The 17211-nt window shown below is 60.2% G+C and carries 16 protein-coding genes; 13 read left to right on the top strand and 3 right to left on the bottom strand.

Annotation, left to right across the window (positions count from 1 at the left end; genetic code table 11):
• Position 1: 1 nt before the first annotated feature.
• Positions 2-1084, top strand: coding sequence for a PQQ-dependent sugar dehydrogenase (locus ACZ52D_RS16200; RefSeq protein WP_464441989.1), 1083 nt, complete (start codon positions 2-4; stop codon positions 1082-1084).
• Positions 1085-1090: 6 nt separating this feature from the next.
• On the opposite strand, the gene ACZ52D_RS16195 is transcribed toward ACZ52D_RS16200, so the two are convergent.
• Positions 1091-2101, bottom strand: coding sequence for a GlxA family transcriptional regulator (locus ACZ52D_RS16195; RefSeq protein WP_369924123.1), 1011 nt, complete (start codon positions 2099-2101; stop codon positions 1091-1093).
• A 180-nt stretch (positions 2102-2281) separates the two neighbouring features.
• Between ACZ52D_RS16195 and ACZ52D_RS16190 the strand changes: the two genes are divergently transcribed.
• The gene (locus ACZ52D_RS16190; protein ID WP_464441987.1) at positions 2282-3652 is read left to right on the top strand and encodes a class II 3-deoxy-7-phosphoheptulonate synthase; all 1371 of its coding nucleotides are present in this window, start codon (positions 2282-2284) and stop codon (positions 3650-3652) included.
• 279 nt (positions 3653-3931) lie between these two features.
• Here ACZ52D_RS16190 and ACZ52D_RS16185 read toward each other — a convergent pair whose 3' ends face one another.
• Complete coding sequence (locus ACZ52D_RS16185) at positions 3932-4765, bottom strand: PAS domain-containing protein (RefSeq protein ID WP_464443145.1); 834 nt, start codon at positions 4763-4765, stop codon at positions 3932-3934.
• Positions 4766-5009: 244 nt separating this feature from the next.
• On the opposite strand from ACZ52D_RS16185, the gene ACZ52D_RS16180 reads away from it, so the two are divergent.
• From ACZ52D_RS16180 to phoB, 10 genes are all read left to right on the top strand, one after another.
• On the top strand, positions 5010-5906 hold the full coding sequence (locus tag ACZ52D_RS16180; RefSeq protein WP_464441985.1) for a YicC/YloC family endoribonuclease: 897 nt from the start codon (positions 5010-5012) through the stop codon (positions 5904-5906).
• Positions 5907-5923: 17 nt separating this feature from the next.
• Positions 5924-6565: a guanylate kinase gene (gene gmk, locus ACZ52D_RS16175; RefSeq protein ID WP_464441983.1), complete on the top strand. Its 642-nt coding sequence runs from the start codon at positions 5924-5926 to the stop codon at positions 6563-6565.
• Entirely contained in the window at positions 6562-7083 is a 522-nt protein-coding gene (locus ACZ52D_RS16170; RefSeq protein ID WP_369924120.1) for a gamma carbonic anhydrase family protein, read from the top strand. The genes gmk and ACZ52D_RS16170 overlap by 4 nt, the downstream gene beginning before the upstream one ends.
• A gap of 95 nt (positions 7084-7178) precedes the next feature.
• On the top strand, positions 7179-8219 hold the full coding sequence (locus ACZ52D_RS16165) for a sensor histidine kinase (protein ID WP_464441982.1): 1041 nt from the start codon (positions 7179-7181) through the stop codon (positions 8217-8219).
• 214 nt (positions 8220-8433) lie between these two features.
• Positions 8434-9474, top strand: a complete 1041-nt coding sequence (locus tag ACZ52D_RS16160) for a substrate-binding domain-containing protein (protein ID WP_222453022.1) — start codon at positions 8434-8436, stop codon at positions 9472-9474.
• A gap of 108 nt (positions 9475-9582) precedes the next feature.
• The gene (gene pstC / locus ACZ52D_RS16155) at positions 9583-11055 is read left to right on the top strand and encodes a phosphate ABC transporter permease subunit PstC (RefSeq protein ID WP_464441980.1); all 1473 of its coding nucleotides are present in this window, start codon (positions 9583-9585) and stop codon (positions 11053-11055) included.
• A complete protein-coding gene (gene pstA, locus ACZ52D_RS16150) occupies positions 11055-12419 on the top strand; it encodes a phosphate ABC transporter permease PstA (protein WP_464441979.1) in 1365 nt (454 codons plus the stop codon). Before pstC ends, pstA begins: the two co-directional genes overlap by 1 nt.
• 12 nt (positions 12420-12431) lie before the next feature.
• Complete coding sequence (pstB, locus tag ACZ52D_RS16145; protein ID WP_369924117.1) at positions 12432-13229, top strand: phosphate ABC transporter ATP-binding protein PstB; 798 nt, start codon at positions 12432-12434, stop codon at positions 13227-13229.
• Between the two features lie 17 nt (positions 13230-13246).
• Entirely contained in the window at positions 13247-13957 is a 711-nt protein-coding gene (gene phoU / locus ACZ52D_RS16140; RefSeq protein WP_222453025.1) for a phosphate signaling complex protein PhoU, read from the top strand.
• A 3-nt stretch (positions 13958-13960) separates the two neighbouring features.
• Positions 13961-14650 carry a phosphate regulon transcriptional regulator PhoB gene (gene phoB, locus ACZ52D_RS16135; protein ID WP_222453026.1) on the top strand — a complete coding sequence of 230 codons (690 nt, stop codon included), beginning with the start codon at positions 13961-13963 and terminating at the stop codon, positions 14648-14650.
• Between the two features lie 67 nt (positions 14651-14717).
• On the opposite strand, the gene ACZ52D_RS16130 is transcribed toward phoB, so the two are convergent.
• Complete coding sequence (locus ACZ52D_RS16130; protein ID WP_464441977.1) at positions 14718-15629, bottom strand: LysR family transcriptional regulator; 912 nt, start codon at positions 15627-15629, stop codon at positions 14718-14720.
• A 96-nt stretch (positions 15630-15725) separates the two neighbouring features.
• On the opposite strand from ACZ52D_RS16130, the gene ACZ52D_RS16125 reads away from it, so the two are divergent.
• Positions 15726-16946 (top strand): acyl-CoA dehydrogenase, encoded by a 1221-nt coding sequence (locus ACZ52D_RS16125; RefSeq protein WP_464441975.1) that lies wholly within the window; start codon positions 15726-15728, stop codon positions 16944-16946.
• The last annotated feature ends 265 nt before the right edge of the window (positions 16947-17211 follow it).

Below are 17211 nucleotides of genomic sequence, written 5' to 3'. Positions count from 1 at the left end.
CATGGCGATCTTACTGGTGTTTCTGGCTTTTTTCAGGGGCGTTCAGGCGGAGACACTGCCGAGCAGTCTTGGCCCGCTCAAAGTCACGCGGGTTGCCGAGGGTTTTGATGTCCCCTGGGCGATCGCGTTCCTGCCCCAAGGTGGGTTTCTCGTTTCGGAACGGGATGGTCAGCTCTGGGTGGTCAGGAATGGTCAGACGCAGGCCGTAAAAGGGATCCCCAAGGTGGCCGCCGAAGGGCAGGGCGGTCTTCTCGACGTGATGGTGCCAAGGGATTTTTCGGACAGCCGCGAAATCTTCCTCACCTACAGCAAGAGACAGGGGCGCGGTCTTGGCACGGCCTTGGCGGTTGGACGGCTCAGCGCCGACTACACGCGGCTGACAGAGATGCGGCAGCTGTTCGAGGCAGCGCCGGGTGCCACGGGTGGACGCCACTTTGGCGCGCGCGTTGTGGAAGCGCCGGACGGGCATCTGTTCGTGTCCTTGGGTGAACGGGGTGACCGGCCCAGCGCCCAGAACCTTCGTTTGCATCAGGGCTCCGTGGTGCGCATCGCGCGGGATGGATCTGTTCCTGCGGGAAATCCGTTTGCCGCCCGCGACGATGCCCAGCCGGAAATCTGGTCCTATGGCCATCGAAACCCCCAGGGAATGGCGTTGGACTTGCAGGGTAACCTATGGGTTGCGGAGCACGGCGCGCGGGGTGGGGACGAGGTGAACCGCATCCGTCGCGGCGCGAATTACGGCTGGCCCGTGATTTCTTACGGCCGTCACTATTCGGGGCGCAAAATCGGCGAGGGAACCGAGAAGCCCGGCATGGAGCAGCCCGAATGGTATTGGGATCCGTCCATCGCGCCATCGGGCATGATGATATACTCGGGAACGATGTGGCCGCAGTGGCGCGGCGACATCTTCGTGGGGTCGCTGAAGTTTGATTACATCTCGCGCCTTTCGGGGGCACCTCTGAAAGAGGTGGAACAACTGAAAAGCGCGCAGACAGGTCGCATTCGCGACGTTCAGGAGGCGCCAGACGGTAGCATCTGGTTCGCTTCCGAGACCGAAGGGGCCGTGTTTCGCCTCTCCCGCTGAGGGGTATCAGCCTTTCTGCGCTGCTGCCGCGGCCTTGCTGCCCCGCTCCCGGTAGGGGGTCGTGTCGTAGTGAGCGCGGTAGCATTTCGAGAAATGCGACGGCGAGGCAAAGCCACAGGCGAGCGCCACGTTGATCACGCTCATGTCCGTCTGCATCAGCAGGTTACGGGCCTTCTGCAACCGCAGTTCCATGTAGTAGCGTTTGGGCGAGCGGTTGAGGTAACGACGGAAGAGACGTTCCAGCTGCCGGGTGGACATTCCAACATCCTGCGCAAGGATCGACGGGCTGATCGGCTCCTCGATATTGGCTTCCATCATCTGAATGACCTGGGACAGTTTGGGGTGACGCACGCCGATGCGGGTCGGAATTGACAGGCGTTGCGTGTCCTGGTCGGTGCGGATCGAGGAATAGATCAGCTGGTCCGCCACCGCATTCGCCAGATCTTCCCCGTGGTCATTCGCAATGAGCTTGAGCATCAGGTCAATCGAGGAGGTTCCGCCGGCCGTCGACAGCCGGTTGCCGTCGATTACGAAGACGGACTTGCTGAGTTCGACTTCGTCAAACTCCTCCGCGAAACTGTCGGCATTTTCCCAGTGGATGGTTGCGCGTTTTCCGTCCAGCAACCCGGCCTTGGCGAGGACGTAGGACGCCGTGCACAAGCCGCCGATGGTCAGCCCCTTGCGCGCCTCGCGGCGCAGCCAGGACAGCAGTTTCTTGCTCGTGGCATCCTGCACGTCGATGCCGGAGCAAAGAATCATCACGTCGTCGCGATGCAGCTCTGAAAGGTCGCTATCGAGGCTGAAAGTCGTTCCCGCAGAACATGTTACGGTGTCGCCTCCTTCGCCGATCAGGGTCCAGGAATACGCCTCGCCACCGGCCATGCGGTTGGCAATACGAAGACATTCCACTGCGGAGGCATAAGAAAGCATGGTGAATTTATCGAGAAGCACGAAGACAAACCGCTTGGGCTGGTCACAATCGTGTCTGGAATCAGCAGGCTTGCGTTGCGTCTGCATGGCGAGCGTCCTTCAAGAAACAAGTAGGGCCGCGGTGTGACGCCGCGGCAGGTCGGAAGACCGTGCTCACAGCTTGTTGTTCGGGTCAAGTCTCGGCAATTCTAAACTGGTCAGCCGGCCGCGGATTTCGTATAGATGCCCCCCAATATACATTTAGGTCCACTTCAGCGGAGTAAAGTCATGAGCGAATGGCAAAAAACGGGCTGGCGCCAGAAACCGCGGGTGCAGATGCCGGACTATACGGATGCGGCGGCGCTGTCCGCAGTCGAGGCCCAGCTTGCCAACTTTCCGCCGCTGGTATTTGCAGGCGAGGCACGTCGGCTCAAACAGCACCTGGCGGCCGCAGGCCGCGGTGAGGCGTTCCTTCTGCAGGGCGGGGATTGTGCCGAAAGCTTTGACCAGTTCAGTGCGGACGCCATTCGCGACACTTTCAAAGTGATGCTTCAGATGGCGATGGTGCTCACCTATGGCGCCAAGGTGCCGGTGATCAAGGTAGGCCGCATGGCGGGGCAGTTCGCCAAGCCGCGCAGTGCGCCGACCGAGACCATTAATGGCGTGGAGCTGCCCAGCTACCGCGGGGACATCATCAATGACCTCGCTTTCACGTCCGAGGCGCGCACTCCGAACCCGCAGAAGATGCTGCAGGCCTATACGCAGGCCGCGGCCACGGTAAACCTGTTGCGGGCCTTCTCGACCGGCGGTTTTGCCGACATGAGCCGGGTCCATGCCTGGACGTTGGGTTTCACCGATGAACAGGAAGTGCAGAAATACAGCGAGATCGCGAGCCGTATCCAGGACTCCATTGATTTCATGCGCGCGGCCGGCATTAACGCCGAAACCACGCATGAGTTCTCCAGCGTCGAATTCTACACCAGCCATGAAGGGCTGCTGCTGGAATACGAAGAAGCGCTCACCCGGCTCGACTCCACGTCCGGAAAATGGTTAGCCGGTTCCGGTCACATGATCTGGATTGGCGATCGGACACGGCAGCCGGACGGTGCCCATGTGGAGTTCTGCCGCGGCGTCCTGAACCCGATCGGTCTGAAATGTGGCCCGACCACCACCGCCGAGGATCTGAAGGTTCTGATGGCCAAGCTGAACCCGGAGAATGAAGAGGGTAAACTGACGTTGATCGCCCGCTTCGGCGCAGGCAAGGCGGGCGAGCATCTGCCGCGACTGATCAAAGCCGTTCAGGAGGAAGGTGCCAATGTGACGTGGGTATGCGATCCCATGCACGGCAACACGATCAAGTCTTCCACCGGCTACAAGACGCGTCCGTTTGACAGCGTGCTGCGCGAAGTTCGGGACTTCTTTGGCGTGCACAGTGCCGAGGGCACAATTCCGGGTGGCGTGCACTTTGAGATGACCGGTCAGGACGTGACCGAATGCACGGGCGGCGTCCGTGCGGTGACCGAAGAAGACCTTAGCGACCGTTATCACACGGCTTGCGATCCGCGTCTCAACGCCAGCCAGTCTCTGGAGCTTGCCTTCCTCGTGGCCGAGGAACTGTCGAGCCTGCGCGCAACCCAGAAGACGCGGCAGGCCGGATGACGGCAGGCGCGATGTCCGCCGCGTCCTTCCGGATGTGGCGGGACATGCAGCCGACAGAGGATTGAAGAAAAAAGCGCCCCGTGGACAGATCCGCGGGGCGCAGTACGTTTCAAGTGCTATGACCGTAGACTTGAAAATCAAATTGAATACCGAAATGAACGTCAAATCGCGCACGTCCCGGTTCGGCGTTGCCGATCTAGTGGTTCAGACGATTTCGGTGTTCGGCGCTTCGGGGTGTCGACTTGGTTCGCCACCCCCGAGCCGGGCACAAGGTTTGCGTCAATCGCGGCTGACAACCAGCCGAAGATGCGGGGCTTTCTTGGAAGGGCGCCCTTGAGCGTCAGCGTCGGCCTCAGCAGTGGGTGCCGGTGACCGGCGGCTGCGTTCCAGTAGCGCCTTGGCTTCGTCAAGGATCGAGCGTTCATGCTTGAAACGGGCCTGGACCTCTTCGAAGCCTTCGTTCGGGCTGTTGATATCCGCTGGTTGCCGCTCGCCCTCGGTCCGCGATTTTGCCTTGAATTCCGGCGATGCGGTCTCCGCAGAAGCGTCGGTAACGGCGCGCATTTCAATGGATGTGATGGAAAAACGCTGGGATGTGACCGTGGCACCTTCGTCGGCGACCAGAACACCCAGGACCCGGCTGATGTCCCCCAGATCGCTGCGCAGCGGCAGCAACAGCATCCGTGCACTCCGCGGAGTGCGCAGGCGGGAGGCTTCGATCTGAAGGCCCAGCTCAACAATGGCGGGCGTTTCGAACATGTGCTCCATCGCCGAGCTGAGCTGTTTGCGCGCATCGGTGGTAAAGAAGGCGGTAGCGGGCATGCCGCGCACTTCCATGCCGGCCAATTCGTTCACGAAGGTGCCCGCCAGGCGAAACCGTGCAATTCCGGGGGCAATCCGTTCCAGGATGAAAGTATTGCTGAGGATGTTTTCCAAGCCACGCGGGTCAATCTGCGAGCGGCTGGGGACGTCGTCGCCTCGGCGCAGCGCGGTCCAATAGGCCTCAGCCTGGCGCAGGGGCGAAAGCGGCCCGCCCTTGCGGAAACGGTTCATCGATACAACCTTTTTGCGGTTGCCGTCTGTCTTTGTTCCACTGCGGCTGCCAAACGTCATTTCATTATCCTCTTGAACCCGGTCACTTCCTTTGCCCCCCGGCAGCTCAGGTGCTGCGTTAAGACTTAGGGCCGGCTTGGTTACCCTGAAGTTAAGATGACACAATATAAATCAAATTTGGACTATTTCTTTAAGCAATGGTTAACGCGCGCTGGTTTAGGGGAATTGCCTTTGATCTTGCGCCTGTGCGTGCCAAGGAAGTAGACCAGTCCAACCGCGAGACAACACACGAGGGCTCAGTCCAATGACTATCCGAAGCATGACCGCTTTCGCGTCCGCCCAAGGCAGCCTCGGGCCGCACAGCTGGACCTGGGAGCTGCGCTCTGTCAATGCCAAGGGGTTGGATCTGCGGCTCCGGGTGCCGGATTGGCTTGAGGGGTTGGAAGCCCATGTCCGCAAAGTTCTGAGCCAGTCGCTGGCCAGAGGCAATGTTTCCCTGACGCTTCGCGTGTCCCGAACGGATGATGGCGCCGGTGAGGTGCAAGTCAACGCAGCCTTGCTCCAATCTGTGGTGCGAGCCTTGGCAGAGGCCGAGGATATCGCGAAGCAGAACCAGGTGAAGCTGGGCCCGACAACGGCGGCGGATCTGTTGGGGTTTCGCGGCGTTCTGGAGCAGGCGGCGGGTGAAGACGATCCCGCGCCCCTGGTCGCGCAGATGCAAAATGAGCTGGCCGATTTGGTCAAAGCGTTCATCGGCATGCGCGAAAGTGAAGGGGAAGCTCTTGCCCAAATCCTTAACGCCCAACTGGCGCAGGTCCAGGACCTGACCGAGCGCGCGGGGGCTGAGGCGGAGGACCGCAAGCTCCGTTTCGCCGAGACGATGAAGGCCAACCTGGCACGCGTCATGGACAATGCAGAAGGCGCCGATCCGGACCGCGTTGCGCAGGAGCTGGCGTTGATCGCAGTCAAAGCGGATGTGACGGAAGAACTGGACAGGTTGAATGCCCATGTCGCCGCGGCACGCGAACTCCTCCAGAAGGGGGGCGCGGTGGGTCGTCGTCTCGATTTCCTGATGCAGGAATTCAATCGTGAGGCGAATACCCTGTGCTCGAAGGCGCAGCACAGCGGCTTGACGGCGGTTGGGCTGGAGTTGAAAACCGTGATCGACCAGATGCGCGAACAGGTGCAGAATATCGAATAGACATAAGGAGTGCCAAAATGGCGGATCGCCGTGGCCTTTTGATCATCCTCTCCTCTCCCTCGGGAGCGGGCAAATCTACCTTGGCCCGGCGTTTGATGGCCTGGGATCCGGGGTTGAAGTTCTCAGTCTCGGCGACGACGCGGGCGCCGCGACCCGGTGAAGAACACGGGCGCGAATACTACTTCCTGTCGGAGGACGAGTTCAAACAGCAGGTTGCCAAGGGCGAAATGCTGGAACATGCGCATGTCTTCGGCAACTTCTACGGCTCGCCCGCCGGCCCGGTCCGTGACACCATCGAGGCGGGGCAGGACGTTTTGTTCGACGTTGATTGGCAGGGGGAAATTCAGATCCGCAATTCGGATCTCGGCAAGCATGCGCTCTCCATCTTCATTCTTCCGCCCTCCATCAAGGAGCTGCGCCGTCGGCTGGAAACACGTGCGCAAGACAGCGATGAGGTGATCTCCAAGCGGATGATGAAAAGCTGGGACGAGATCAGCCATTGGGGATACTATGACTACGTGCTGATCAACGACGATCTCGATGAAACCGAGGCAAAGCTGAAAACCATCGTCGAGGCGGAACGCATGCGCCGCATCCAGCAGCCCAGATTGCAGGATCACGTACGTGCGCTGCAAACACAGTTCGAGGAACAGTCATGACGCTTTATGCCTTGGGAGATGACCGCCCGCAGTTACATGAAGACACCTGGGTGGCCCCGGACGCCAATCTGGTTGGCAAGGTGGTGCTGGAAGCCGGCGCCTCTGTCTGGTTCGGCGTCACCATTCGGGCGGACCACGAGGAAATCCGCATCTGCGAAGGCAGCAACGTTCAGGAAAACGTGGTGATGCATATCGACGCCGGCTATCCGCTCACGGTTGGTCGCAACTGTACCATCGGGCACAAGGCGATGCTGCATGGGTGCACCATCGGTGAAAACACGCTGGTGGGCATGGGTGCGACAATCCTGAATGGCGCGAAGATCGGCAGGAATTGTCTGATCGGGGCAGGTGCGCTGATTACCGAGAACAAGGAGATTCCCGACAACTCGCTGGTCATGGGCAGCCCCGGTAAAGTGGTGAGGGAGGTTGATCAGGCCTTGGCCGAGAAGCTCACTCAAAGTGCGTTGCATTATCAGGACAACATGCGGCGGTTTCGCGATGAATTGCGCCCGCTCTAGCGTGTCCAAGCGCCTGCGCGCGGGCTGAACTGCGTTGCCATACCAGTTTTACATGGCAGCGCTAATCAGACCGGACCTTCACTTCCGGGGATCCGATGACACCTGAAATCATAGATGGCTTTCTGGCAGCAATCCCGCATCCGGCGGTTCTGGTTGACCAGACCGAGCGCTTTATTGCCGTGAACGCAGAGGCTTGCGCCCTGTTGGGTGGTGAAGTCAAGGGGCGGCACTTCGCCACCATTCTGCGCCAACCCAGCGTCGCGACCGCTGTCGAAAACTGCCTGCGAGACCGGGCTCCGCGCAAGGCGCGCCACCTGTCGAATGACGGGGCGCAAGACACGACGTTTACCGTCAACCTGCGCTATGTACCCCAGGTCGGTGCGGTGAATGGCGGCGCGGTCCTGATCTGTTTCGAGGACATCACCGAGCGCGAGCAAGCGGCCCAGATGCGGCGCGACTTCGTGGCGAATGTCAGCCATGAGCTGCGCACACCGTTGACGGCACTGATCGGATTCATTGAGACGCTCCGGGGGCCTGCGCGAGACGACAGCGCAGCCCGTGACCGTTTCCTGGAGATCATGGAGGGTGAAGCCAGTCGGATGAATCGGCTGGTCGGGGACCTGTTGTCCTTGAACCGGGTGGAGAGCGAAGAGCGGGTCAGACCCAAGGCCCAGGTTGATCTTGCATCCCACCTCAGTTCCACCCTGAAGACACTTGCGCCGGTCGCCAAGGCAGGCGGCGTAGACCTGGAGCTGGAGACACCGGAAATCTGTCCGCCGATCACAGGTGACCCTGACCAGCTTCAACAGGTCTTCACCAACCTGGTCGAAAACGCGATCAAGTATGGAGGCGACCGGGTCCGGGTTGCGCTGAGTTTTTCCGACAGAGACCCGGCGGTGCGCGCTCCGGCTGCGCGCGTTCAGGTCATTGATAACGGTCCAGGAATTGACCCCGTTCACTTGCCGCGACTGACCGAGCGCTTCTATCGCGCCGACAGTCATCGATCACGGGAAAAGGGCGGCACGGGCTTGGGGCTCGCGATTGTGAAACACATCATCAATCGCCATCGCGGACGGCTGCGAGTTGAAAGCGAACTTGGGCGGGGCGCCACTTTCACGGTCATCCTTCCGCGATAAGGTCCTCGGTTCCTCCAGTGTGACGAGCGGGGGCGTCATCCGGCTGGCGGCTGTTGTCTGCCTGCCATGGGTTCATGTCAGTTTTTTTTCCTCTCGCGGCGGCTTTGTCATGTTACTGTTACATAGCCGTCACAAAAGCCTCATCAGCGGCTCTTAGGAGAGACGACAAGATCATCGTGGGGGTGATCGAACTTTGAAACTCATGGAGACACAGATGTCCTTTGTGAAACTGACCGCATCCACCCTGGCAATTGCCGCCGTATCCGCTACTGCCGCCGCTGCGCGCGACCAGGTTCAGGTTGCCGGTTCGTCCACCGTTCTGCCCTATGCCTCGATCGTGGCTGAAGCCTTCGGCGAGAACTTCGACTTCCCGACTCCGGTTGTGGAATCCGGCGGCTCTTCCGCGGGTCTCAAGCGGTTCTGCGAAGGCGTGGGCGAGAACACCATCGACGTCGCCAATGCCTCGCGCAAGATCAAGGACAAGGAAATCGCTGCCTGCGCCGAAAACGGCGTGACCGACATCATCGAGGTCCGCATCGGCTATGACGGCATCGTGTTTGCCTCCGACATCAACGCGAATGCCTTCGAATACACCCCGACTGACTGGTTCCTGGCGCTGTCCGACAAGGTTCTGGTCGACGGTCAGCTGGTCGACAACCCGAACCAGACCTGGGCCGATGTAAACCCGAACTTCCCGGCCGTGGACATCCAGGCGTTCGTTCCGGGCACCAAGCACGGGACCCGTGAAGTGTTCGAAGACAAGGTGATCCTGGCAGGCTGCGAAGCCACCGGTGCCTTTGACGCCTTCAAGGAAGCCAACGGCGGCGACAAGAAAGCAGCCGAGAAAGCCTGTATCGCCCTGCGCACCGACGGTAAATCCGTCGACATCGACGGCGACTACACCGAGACCCTGGCCCGGATCGAATCCAACAAGGATGGCGTCGGCGTCTTCGGCCTCGCGTTCTACGAAAACAACACCGACAAGCTGCAGGTTGCCACCATGTCCGGTGTCGTTCCCTCGACCGAGAGCATCGCCACCGGCGAGTACCCGGTCTCCCGTCCGCTGTTCTTCTACGTCAAGAAGGCGCACATCGGCGTTATCCCGGGTCTGAAGGAATATGCCGAGTTCTTCGTCTCCGATGAGGTTGCCGGCCCCGATGGTCCGCTGGCCGAGTATGGCCTGGTTGCCGACCCGGAACTGGCCGAAACCCAGGAAGCAGTCGCTGAAGAAGCAGTCATGGGTGGAAACTCCTGATCCTGCCTCCCGACTGAACCAGTGATGCCGGGGCGGGATTGACCGTCCCGGCGTTTTCCTCTGTACGGCACTGTTTCGCCTTTCCGCTACTACCCAACGGAGCCCTCCATGCCCACGATCTGGCTTGTCGTTCTTCTGCTTGCACTGGCCGCAGCAGGGTTTTACTGGGGGCGCGCTCGCGCGCTCAGCAGTGCAGGGGGGGATGCCAGAGCGCTGCATTCCCTGCCGTCGTACTATGGTTACCATGTTGCCTTGGCGTCGTTCGTGCCTGCGATCACCGTTCTGGTGGTCTGGCTGCTGGCGCAGCCCCTGGTGATTGAGAACCGCGTCTCCTCCCTCATTCCGGCCGAAGCCGTGCCGGAAAGTTCAACGCTTGGCCTGGTGATGAGCGACGTTCGACGGGTTGCCGAGGGTCTTGATATCGCGGTGGAGCAGGGGATGCTGTCGCGCAAGGAAGCGCGCGACATGGATACCGGCACCCAGGATGTGCGGGCCCTTTTGGGTGAGGTTGGGGTTGCGGTCGGTGAGGACGTGCGCCCGGAAATTCTTTCGGCCGCGCAGGCGTTCCGCAATCTGGCTGCAACCGGCAAGACCGCCATGACCGTGGTCGTCGCACTCTTGGCGCTTGGCGGTTTTGCGTGGGCCTATGCCCGCACGCACAAGGATTTCCGCGCCAGAAATGTGGTCGAGCGCGGCGTGCTGGCGCTTCTTATTCTCGCGGCCTCGCTGGCGATCCTGACCACCGTCGGCATCGTTCTCTCGATGCTGTTCGAGACGCGCAACTTCTTCACGCTTCACAGCTGGACCGACTTTTTCTTCGGCTTGACCTGGGCTCCCAACTTTCGCGGGGACAGCGAGCTGTCAATCCTGCCGCTTCTGTGGGGCACGCTCTACATTTCCTTTATCGCGCTGATGGTGGCCGTACCGGTGGGGCTCTTCGCGGCCATCTACTTGTCCGAATATGCCAGCGGCGCTGTGCGTGCCTTCGCCAAGCCGCTGCTTGAAATCCTGGCTGGTATTCCGACCATCGTCTACGGTCTGTTTGCCCTGCTGACCGTTGGTCCCGCCTTGGTCGACCTGTTCGGCAAGGGTGGCCTTCTCGGGGTTGAGTGGATGGCAGGCGCGACCTCTGTGCTGACCGCAGGTCTGGTGATGGGTGTGATGCTGATCCCGTTCGTTTCTTCGCTGTCCGATGACATCATCAATGCCGTGCCGCAGGCCATGCGCGACGGCTCGCTGGGGCTGGGTGCGACAAAATCCGAAACCGTCCGTCAGGTGGTCATGCCTGCGGCCCTGCCCGGGATCGTTGGTGCGATCTTGCTGGCGGCCTCGCGGGCGATTGGCGAAACCATGATCGTGGTGATGGGCGCTGGCGCCATTGCCAAGTTCTCGGCCAATCCGCTGGAATCGATGACCACGATCACAACCCGGATCGTCAGCCAGCTGACCGGCGATACGGACTTCGCCAGCCCTGAAACCCTTGTTGCCTTTGCCCTTGGGCTCAGCCTTTTCGTGCTGACCCTCGGCCTGAACGTCCTGGCGCTCTACATCGTGCGCAAATACCGGGAGCAGTACGACTAATGACTGACTTCAGCCACTCCACTCCTTCTGCCGCAACCGAGCCGCGCAAGCATGGCGGTTCGCTGCTGGCGCAGACCGCGCGCACCCGCAAGCGCAACGCCGCCGAAAAGCGCTTCCGCGCATATGGTATCGCAGCCATTGCTGCCGGTCTGGCAATGCTGCTGGTGCTGGTCGTGACCATTGTCAGCAAAGGCACCGGTGCCTTTCAGCAAACTTTCGTGACCCTGAATGTCGAGCTGCTGGAGAGCAAGCTGGACAAGAACGGCAATCGCGATCTGGACGACATCAAGAAGGTCACCACCTTCGGCTACGCGCCAATCATCAAGGGCGCCATGGAAGCCGCGGTCGATGAATTGGGCATTGAAACCGACCTCAAGTCCAAGGAACTGGCGGGTATCCTGTCCAAGAACGCCGCAGCCCAACTCCGCGAATACGTGATCGCCAACCCCGATCAGATCGGCGAGACGGTCGAATTCCGCTTCCTCGCGTCCAGCCGGGTAGATGGGTATTTGAAAGGGCGCGTGCACCGCGACAGCATCGCCAACGACAAGAACATCTCGCCGGAACAGCTTGACCTCGTTGATGAATTGGCCGCCGCAGGTGTCCTGAAGAAGACCTTCAACATGGACTTTATCACAGGCGCAGATGCTTCTGATGCCCGCCCTGAAGCGGCCGGCATGGGCGTGTCTATGCTGGGTTCGCTGTTCATGATGTTCGTGGTTCTGGCCTTGGCGCTGCCGATCGGCGTTGCCGCCTCGATCTATCTTGAGGAATTCGCGCCGCAGAATTGGCTCACCGACATGATCGAGGTGAACATCGCCAACCTCGCTGCCGTGCCGTCCATCGTGTTTGGTATTCTGGGCCTCGCGGTCTTTATCAACTACATGCACCTGCCGACTTCGGCGCCCTTGGTGGGTGGTCTGGTGCTGACGCTGATGACCTTGCCGACAATCATTATCTCGACCCGCGCCTCGCTGAAAGCCGTTCCTCCGTCGATCCGCGATGCTGCGCTGGGTGTTGGCGCATCGAAAATGCAGGCGGTGTTCCACCACGTTCTGCCGCTGGCCGCGCCCGGCATCCTGACCGGTACCATCATCGGCCTGGCACAGGCCTTGGGTGAGACCGCGCCGCTGCTCTTGATCGGCATGGTCGGTTTCATTGCCTCCAACGCGCCGGAGAGTCTCGCCGACGGGCTTCTGGCTCCGAACTCGGCGATGCCCGCGCAGATTTACGAATGGGCCAAACGCGCCGATCCGGCCTTCTATGAACGCGCCTGGGGCGGGATCATCATCCTTCTCATCTTCCTGGTGACCATGAACACGCTTGCCGTGATCCTGCGCCGCCGCTTTGAACGCCGCTGGTAAGGGGGCATACTCATGAACGACATGACCTTGATGGATAGTACCGTGGATACACAGCCAACCAAAATCGCTGCGAAGAATGTCAACGTCTATTACGGAGACAGCCACGCGATCAAAGACGTCAACGTGGAGATCGAAGACAAAACGGTCACCGCCTTCATTGGGCCGTCGGGTTGCGGCAAGTCCACTTTCCTGCGGTGCCTGAACCGGATGAACGATACCATCGACATCTGCCGGGTAAAGGGCGACATCCTGCTGGATGGTGAGGACATCTACGACAAACGCGTTGACCCGGTGCAACTGCGCGCCAAGGTCGGCATGGTCTTCCAGAAGCCGAACCCGTTTCCCAAGTCCATCTATGATAACGTGGCCTACGGCCCCCGCATTCACGGGCTGGCGAAGAACAAGGCGGAACTTGATGAAATCGTTGAGAAATCCCTGCGCCGCGGCGCAATCTGGGATGAGGTCAAGGACCGCCTCGACGCTCCCGGCACCGGCCTGTCCGGCGGCCAGCAGCAGCGCCTCTGCATCGCCCGAGCGGTGGCCACTGAACCTGAAGTGCTGTTGATGGATGAGCCTTGCTCGGCGCTGGATCCCATCGCCACGGCCCAGGTTGAGGAGCTGATCGACGAGCTGCGCGCCAGCTACTCGGTTGTGATCGTCACACACTCGATGCAGCAGGCCGCGCGGGTCAGCCAGAAGACCGCGTTCTTCCATCTTGGGAACCTGGTTGAATTTGGTCCTACCGGGCAGATTTTCACCAACCCCGAGGATCCGCGCACCGAAAGCTACATCACCGGCCGGATCGGCTGATTTCAAGGAATTTCAACATGGTAGAGCAACATATTGCATCCGCTTTCGACCGGGATCTGGAGGCGATTCAGGCCCGGATCATGAAGATGGGTGGCCTGGTCGAGGACGCGATCCGCGAAGCCGCCCGCGCGCTGGAAGCCCGGGATGAGGAATTGGCCCGCACGGTTCGCCAAGGCGACAAGGCAATTGACGGGCTGGAGGAGCTCATCAACGAAGAAGCCGCTCGTCTGATCGCTCTGCGCGCGCCTGCCGCCTCTGATCTGCGGCTTGTGCTCTCGGTGATGAAAATTGCTGGCAACCTGGAACGCATTGGCGATTATGCGAAAAACATGGCCAAGCGCACGGGGGTCCTGGCCCAGGGGCCGAACATCAGTGAAGGTACGGCTGCGCTGCGGCGGATGGCGCGCGAAGTGGAGCGCATGCTGAAGGACGCGCTGGATTCCTACATTCAGCGCGACGTGGAGTTGGCTGCGGATGTGATCGAGCGCGACCGGGACGTGGACCAGATGTACAACGCCCTGTTCCGCGAATTCCTGACCCACATGATGGAAGATCCGCGCAATATTTCGGCCTGTATGCACCTGCATTTCATCGCAAAAAACACCGAGCGCATGGGCGACCACGTGACGTCGATCGCCGAGCAGGTGATCTATCTGGTGACCGGCGACAAGCCGGAAGAAGATCGCCAGAAAGCCGACACCACCTCGACGACCCCGCAGGAGATCTGAGACATGGCAGCCGATCAGCCCACCGTTCTGGTCGTCGAAGACGAATTGGCCCAGCGGGAAGTCTTGGCGTACAATCTCGAAGCAGACGGCTTCCGGGTATTGCGTGCCGAGAATGGCGAGGAAGCCTTGCTGGTTGTCGAAGAGGATATGCCGGACATCATCATTCTGGATTGGATGATGCCCAATCTCAGTGGCATCGAAGTCTGTCGTCGCCTCAAGACCCGCACAGAAACCCGCAACATTCCGATCATCATGCTGTCGGCCCGCTCGGAAGAGGTCGACAAGGTTCGCGGTCTGGAAACCGGAGCAGATGACTACGTTGTCAAACCCTATTCGGTGATTGAACTGATGGCGCGGGTGCGTACGCAGCTACGGCGCGTGCGCCCCTCGACTGTCGGTGTACGGCTTGAGTTCGACGATATCGTGCTGGATGCCGAGACACACAAGGTCAGCCGTGCAGATCAGCCGCTGAAACTGGGGCCGACCGAATTCCGGTTGCTCTCGACCTTCATGGAGAAGCCTGGCCGGGTCTGGAGCCGCGAGCAGTTGCTGGACCGGGTCTGGGGGCGGGACATCTATGTCGACACCCGCACGGTCGATGTTCATATCGGACGCTTGCGTAAGGCACTGACGCAGCATGGCGGCAGCGATCCCGTACGAACGGTGCGCGGCGCGGGCTATGCTCTCGGCTAAGGGGCTATTTCGGAAGTGAAATCGCGGAGCGGCTTTTCTACGGCCGCTCCTTTTTTGTGCGTTGCTGCTAGCGCGGCAGAGGATCCTCGGGCTGCGCCTTGTCTGCGAGCCAATTGCGAAACTTGACCAGGGACGGATCAGCATCTTTTCGTTCGGGCCAGACGAGGTAGTAGGCGCCGTTACTTTCCGCGGGGCGCGTGTCCAGTGCAATCAGACGGCCAGTGGCCAAATCCTGTTCGACCAGGTAGTCGGGCATCAAAGCGACACCCAACCCATGAAGAGCAGCCTGTGTAATGGTTGCGAATTGATCATATATCGTTCCGGCTTGCTCGGCTTCGGCCGTAATGCCTTTCTGTGCAAACCAGTCGGCCCAGGCACTGGTCCGGGTCTGAATGTGCAGCAATGGCAACTTCAAGATTTCTTCAGGTCCGGCCAAGGTGCGCCCGGCCAAAAGGTCCGGTGCGCAAACCGGCAATAGCTGCTCGTGCTTCAACAGGAGCGCGCGCGTGCCGGGCCATTCCGCGTTTCCAAAATGTATAGCCGCATCAAACTGTTCAAGGGAGAAATTGAACGGCTCTAGCCGAGTGGACATGTTGATGGTCACATTCGGATGCAGGCGTGAAAACTCAGGCAGCCTGGGCATGAGCCATCGCATGCCAAAAGCGGGCAGGATTGCCAGATTGAGTGTCCCAGCGAGGGGGGCGGTCTGAAGGCGCAGGGTGGATTGGGCGATCTGGTTAAGTGCTTGCCTGATCTCCGCGGCATAATCTTGTGCCTCGGGCGTCAGGAGCAGGCGTTTCTGGTCACGCTGAACCAGTTCCAGCCCCAACTGGGCTTCCAGTGCTTGCAATTGGCGGCTCACCGCGCCTTGGGTCAATGACAGTTCCGCCGCTGCCGCGGAGGCACTGCCGAGGCGGTCCAACGCTTCCAGCGCGCGTAAGGAGGCAATTGATGGGAGGAGTTTTCTTGGAACTGACATGTATGAGGGGATGTCATACTTGATTGTGAAAGTCTCGCTGTTTTTTGCGTTTACCTGTCGTTAGGGTCCGGGCGAACACAGACGAAAGGGAAAACCATGACTGACAAACCTGAACTGCGAGCCAAGGATGCGCCGGATCTGGGGCGTTTCAATTGGGAGGACCCGCTGCGGCTGGAAGACCAGCTGACCGAAGACGAACGCATGATCGCGGCCTCCGCCCGCGCCTACGCACAGGAGAAGCTTCAGCCGCGCGTTCTAAGTGCCTACGAAAATGAGGAAACAGATCCTGAGATCTTCCGCGAGATGGGCGAAATGGGCCTGCTTGGCACCACTATTCCAGAGCAGTATGGCGGCCTTGGCGGCGGCTATGTCTCCTATGGCCTGGTGGCCCGCGAGGTGGAGCGTGTGGACAGCGGTTACCGGTCGATGATGTCGGTGCAGAGTTCGCTGGTGATGTATCCGATCTACGCATACGGCAGCGAAGAACAGCGCCGGAAGTATTTGCCGAAACTGGCGAGCGGCGAGTGGATCGGCTGCTTTGGCCTGACCGAACCCGACGCTGGCTCCGATCCTGCAAGCATGAAGACGCGCGCGGAGAAAACCGAAGGCGGCTACCGTCTCACCGGGTCCAAGATGTGGATTTCCAACGCCCCGATTGCGGATGTTTTTGTGGTCTGGGCCAAGTCTGAAGCGCATGGCGGCAAGATCCGCGGTTTTGTGCTGGACAAAGGCCTCAAAGGCCTGAGCGCACCAAAGATCGCCAACAAAGCGTCCTTGCGGGCCTCCATCACCGGTGAAATCGTGATGGACGGCGTCGAGGTCGGAGAGGACGCTTTGCTGCCGCACGTCGAAGGTTTGAAAGGACCCTTTGGCTGTCTCAACCGGGCACGCTACGGGATCAGCTGGGGGGCCATGGGCGCGGCTGAGGCATGCTGGCACGCGGCGCGGCAATACGGCTTGGACCGGTCCCAATTCGGTCGTCCGTTGGCAAATACGCAGCTGTTCCAGTTGAAATTGGCCAACATGCAGACGGAGATTACCCTGGGGCTTCAAGCCTCGCTGCGCGTTGGGCGCCTGATGGACGAGGCCAATGCTGCTCCGGAGATGATCTCCATTGTGAAGCGCAACAATTGCGGGAAGGCTCTGGAGATTGCGCGGATGGCGCGTGACATGCATGGCGGCAACGGGATCAGCCTCGAGTTCAACGTGATCCGCCACATGGTGAACCTGGAAACAGTGAATACCTATGAGGGTACTCACGACGTTCATGCGCTGATCCTTGGTCGTGCCCAAACCGGTCTGCAGGCCTTTTTCTGATTGAACGTTGCAGCGCAGGGCGAGCCCCTGCGCTGCATTTTTGCATTTCAGTTATGCATAAACGCATGTCGGCGTCGTCCTGAAGTTTCTGCAAGGCGCCGGGGGTGGTTTGATGCGGTCGGAGTTACTTTTTGGGATCCATAACAGTAAATCGCCGACGCAGAGCTGCGCTATAGTATAAAGCACATCTTCAGGACGCGATGGGCGCGGAGGTTAACACTAACCGGGTATCGGCCGCAAAATCGCAACGAACCCGTCCAATGGC

It is taken from the genome of Leisingera sp. S2M4 (genome assembly GCF_055398055.1).
The sequence above is the reverse complement of the archived record's forward strand: the minus strand, read 5'-3'. Positions and strand labels throughout refer to the sequence as shown.

What these genes read in the sequence shown, in the direction of transcription:
- ACZ52D_RS16200 (WP_464441989.1), top strand. Translation starts at nt 2, where the DNA reads ATGGCGATCTTACTGGTGTTTCTGGCTTTTTTCAGGGGCGTTCAGGCG.
- ACZ52D_RS16195 (WP_369924123.1), bottom strand. Translation starts at nt 2,101, where the DNA reads ATGCAGACGCAACGCAAGCCTGCTGATTCCAGACACGATTGTGACCAG.
- ACZ52D_RS16190 (WP_464441987.1), top strand. Translation starts at nt 2,282, where the DNA reads ATGAGCGAATGGCAAAAAACGGGCTGGCGCCAGAAACCGCGGGTGCAG.
- ACZ52D_RS16185 (WP_464443145.1), bottom strand. Translation starts at nt 4,765, where the DNA reads ATGACGTTTGGCAGCCGCAGTGGAACAAAGACAGACGGCAACCGCAAA.
- ACZ52D_RS16180 (WP_464441985.1), top strand. Translation starts at nt 5,010, where the DNA reads ATGACTATCCGAAGCATGACCGCTTTCGCGTCCGCCCAAGGCAGCCTC.
- gmk (WP_464441983.1), top strand. Translation starts at nt 5,924, where the DNA reads ATGGCGGATCGCCGTGGCCTTTTGATCATCCTCTCCTCTCCCTCGGGA.
- ACZ52D_RS16170 (WP_369924120.1), top strand. Translation starts at nt 6,562, where the DNA reads ATGACGCTTTATGCCTTGGGAGATGACCGCCCGCAGTTACATGAAGAC.
- ACZ52D_RS16165 (WP_464441982.1), top strand. Translation starts at nt 7,179, where the DNA reads ATGACACCTGAAATCATAGATGGCTTTCTGGCAGCAATCCCGCATCCG.
- ACZ52D_RS16160 (WP_222453022.1), top strand. Translation starts at nt 8,434, where the DNA reads ATGTCCTTTGTGAAACTGACCGCATCCACCCTGGCAATTGCCGCCGTA.
- pstC (WP_464441980.1), top strand. Translation starts at nt 9,583, where the DNA reads ATGCCCACGATCTGGCTTGTCGTTCTTCTGCTTGCACTGGCCGCAGCA.
- pstA (WP_464441979.1), top strand. Translation starts at nt 11,055, where the DNA reads ATGACTGACTTCAGCCACTCCACTCCTTCTGCCGCAACCGAGCCGCGC.
- pstB (WP_369924117.1), top strand. Translation starts at nt 12,432, where the DNA reads ATGAACGACATGACCTTGATGGATAGTACCGTGGATACACAGCCAACC.
- phoU (WP_222453025.1), top strand. Translation starts at nt 13,247, where the DNA reads ATGGTAGAGCAACATATTGCATCCGCTTTCGACCGGGATCTGGAGGCG.
- phoB (WP_222453026.1), top strand. Translation starts at nt 13,961, where the DNA reads ATGGCAGCCGATCAGCCCACCGTTCTGGTCGTCGAAGACGAATTGGCC.
- ACZ52D_RS16130 (WP_464441977.1), bottom strand. Translation starts at nt 15,629, where the DNA reads ATGTCAGTTCCAAGAAAACTCCTCCCATCAATTGCCTCCTTACGCGCG.
- ACZ52D_RS16125 (WP_464441975.1), top strand. Translation starts at nt 15,726, where the DNA reads ATGACTGACAAACCTGAACTGCGAGCCAAGGATGCGCCGGATCTGGGG.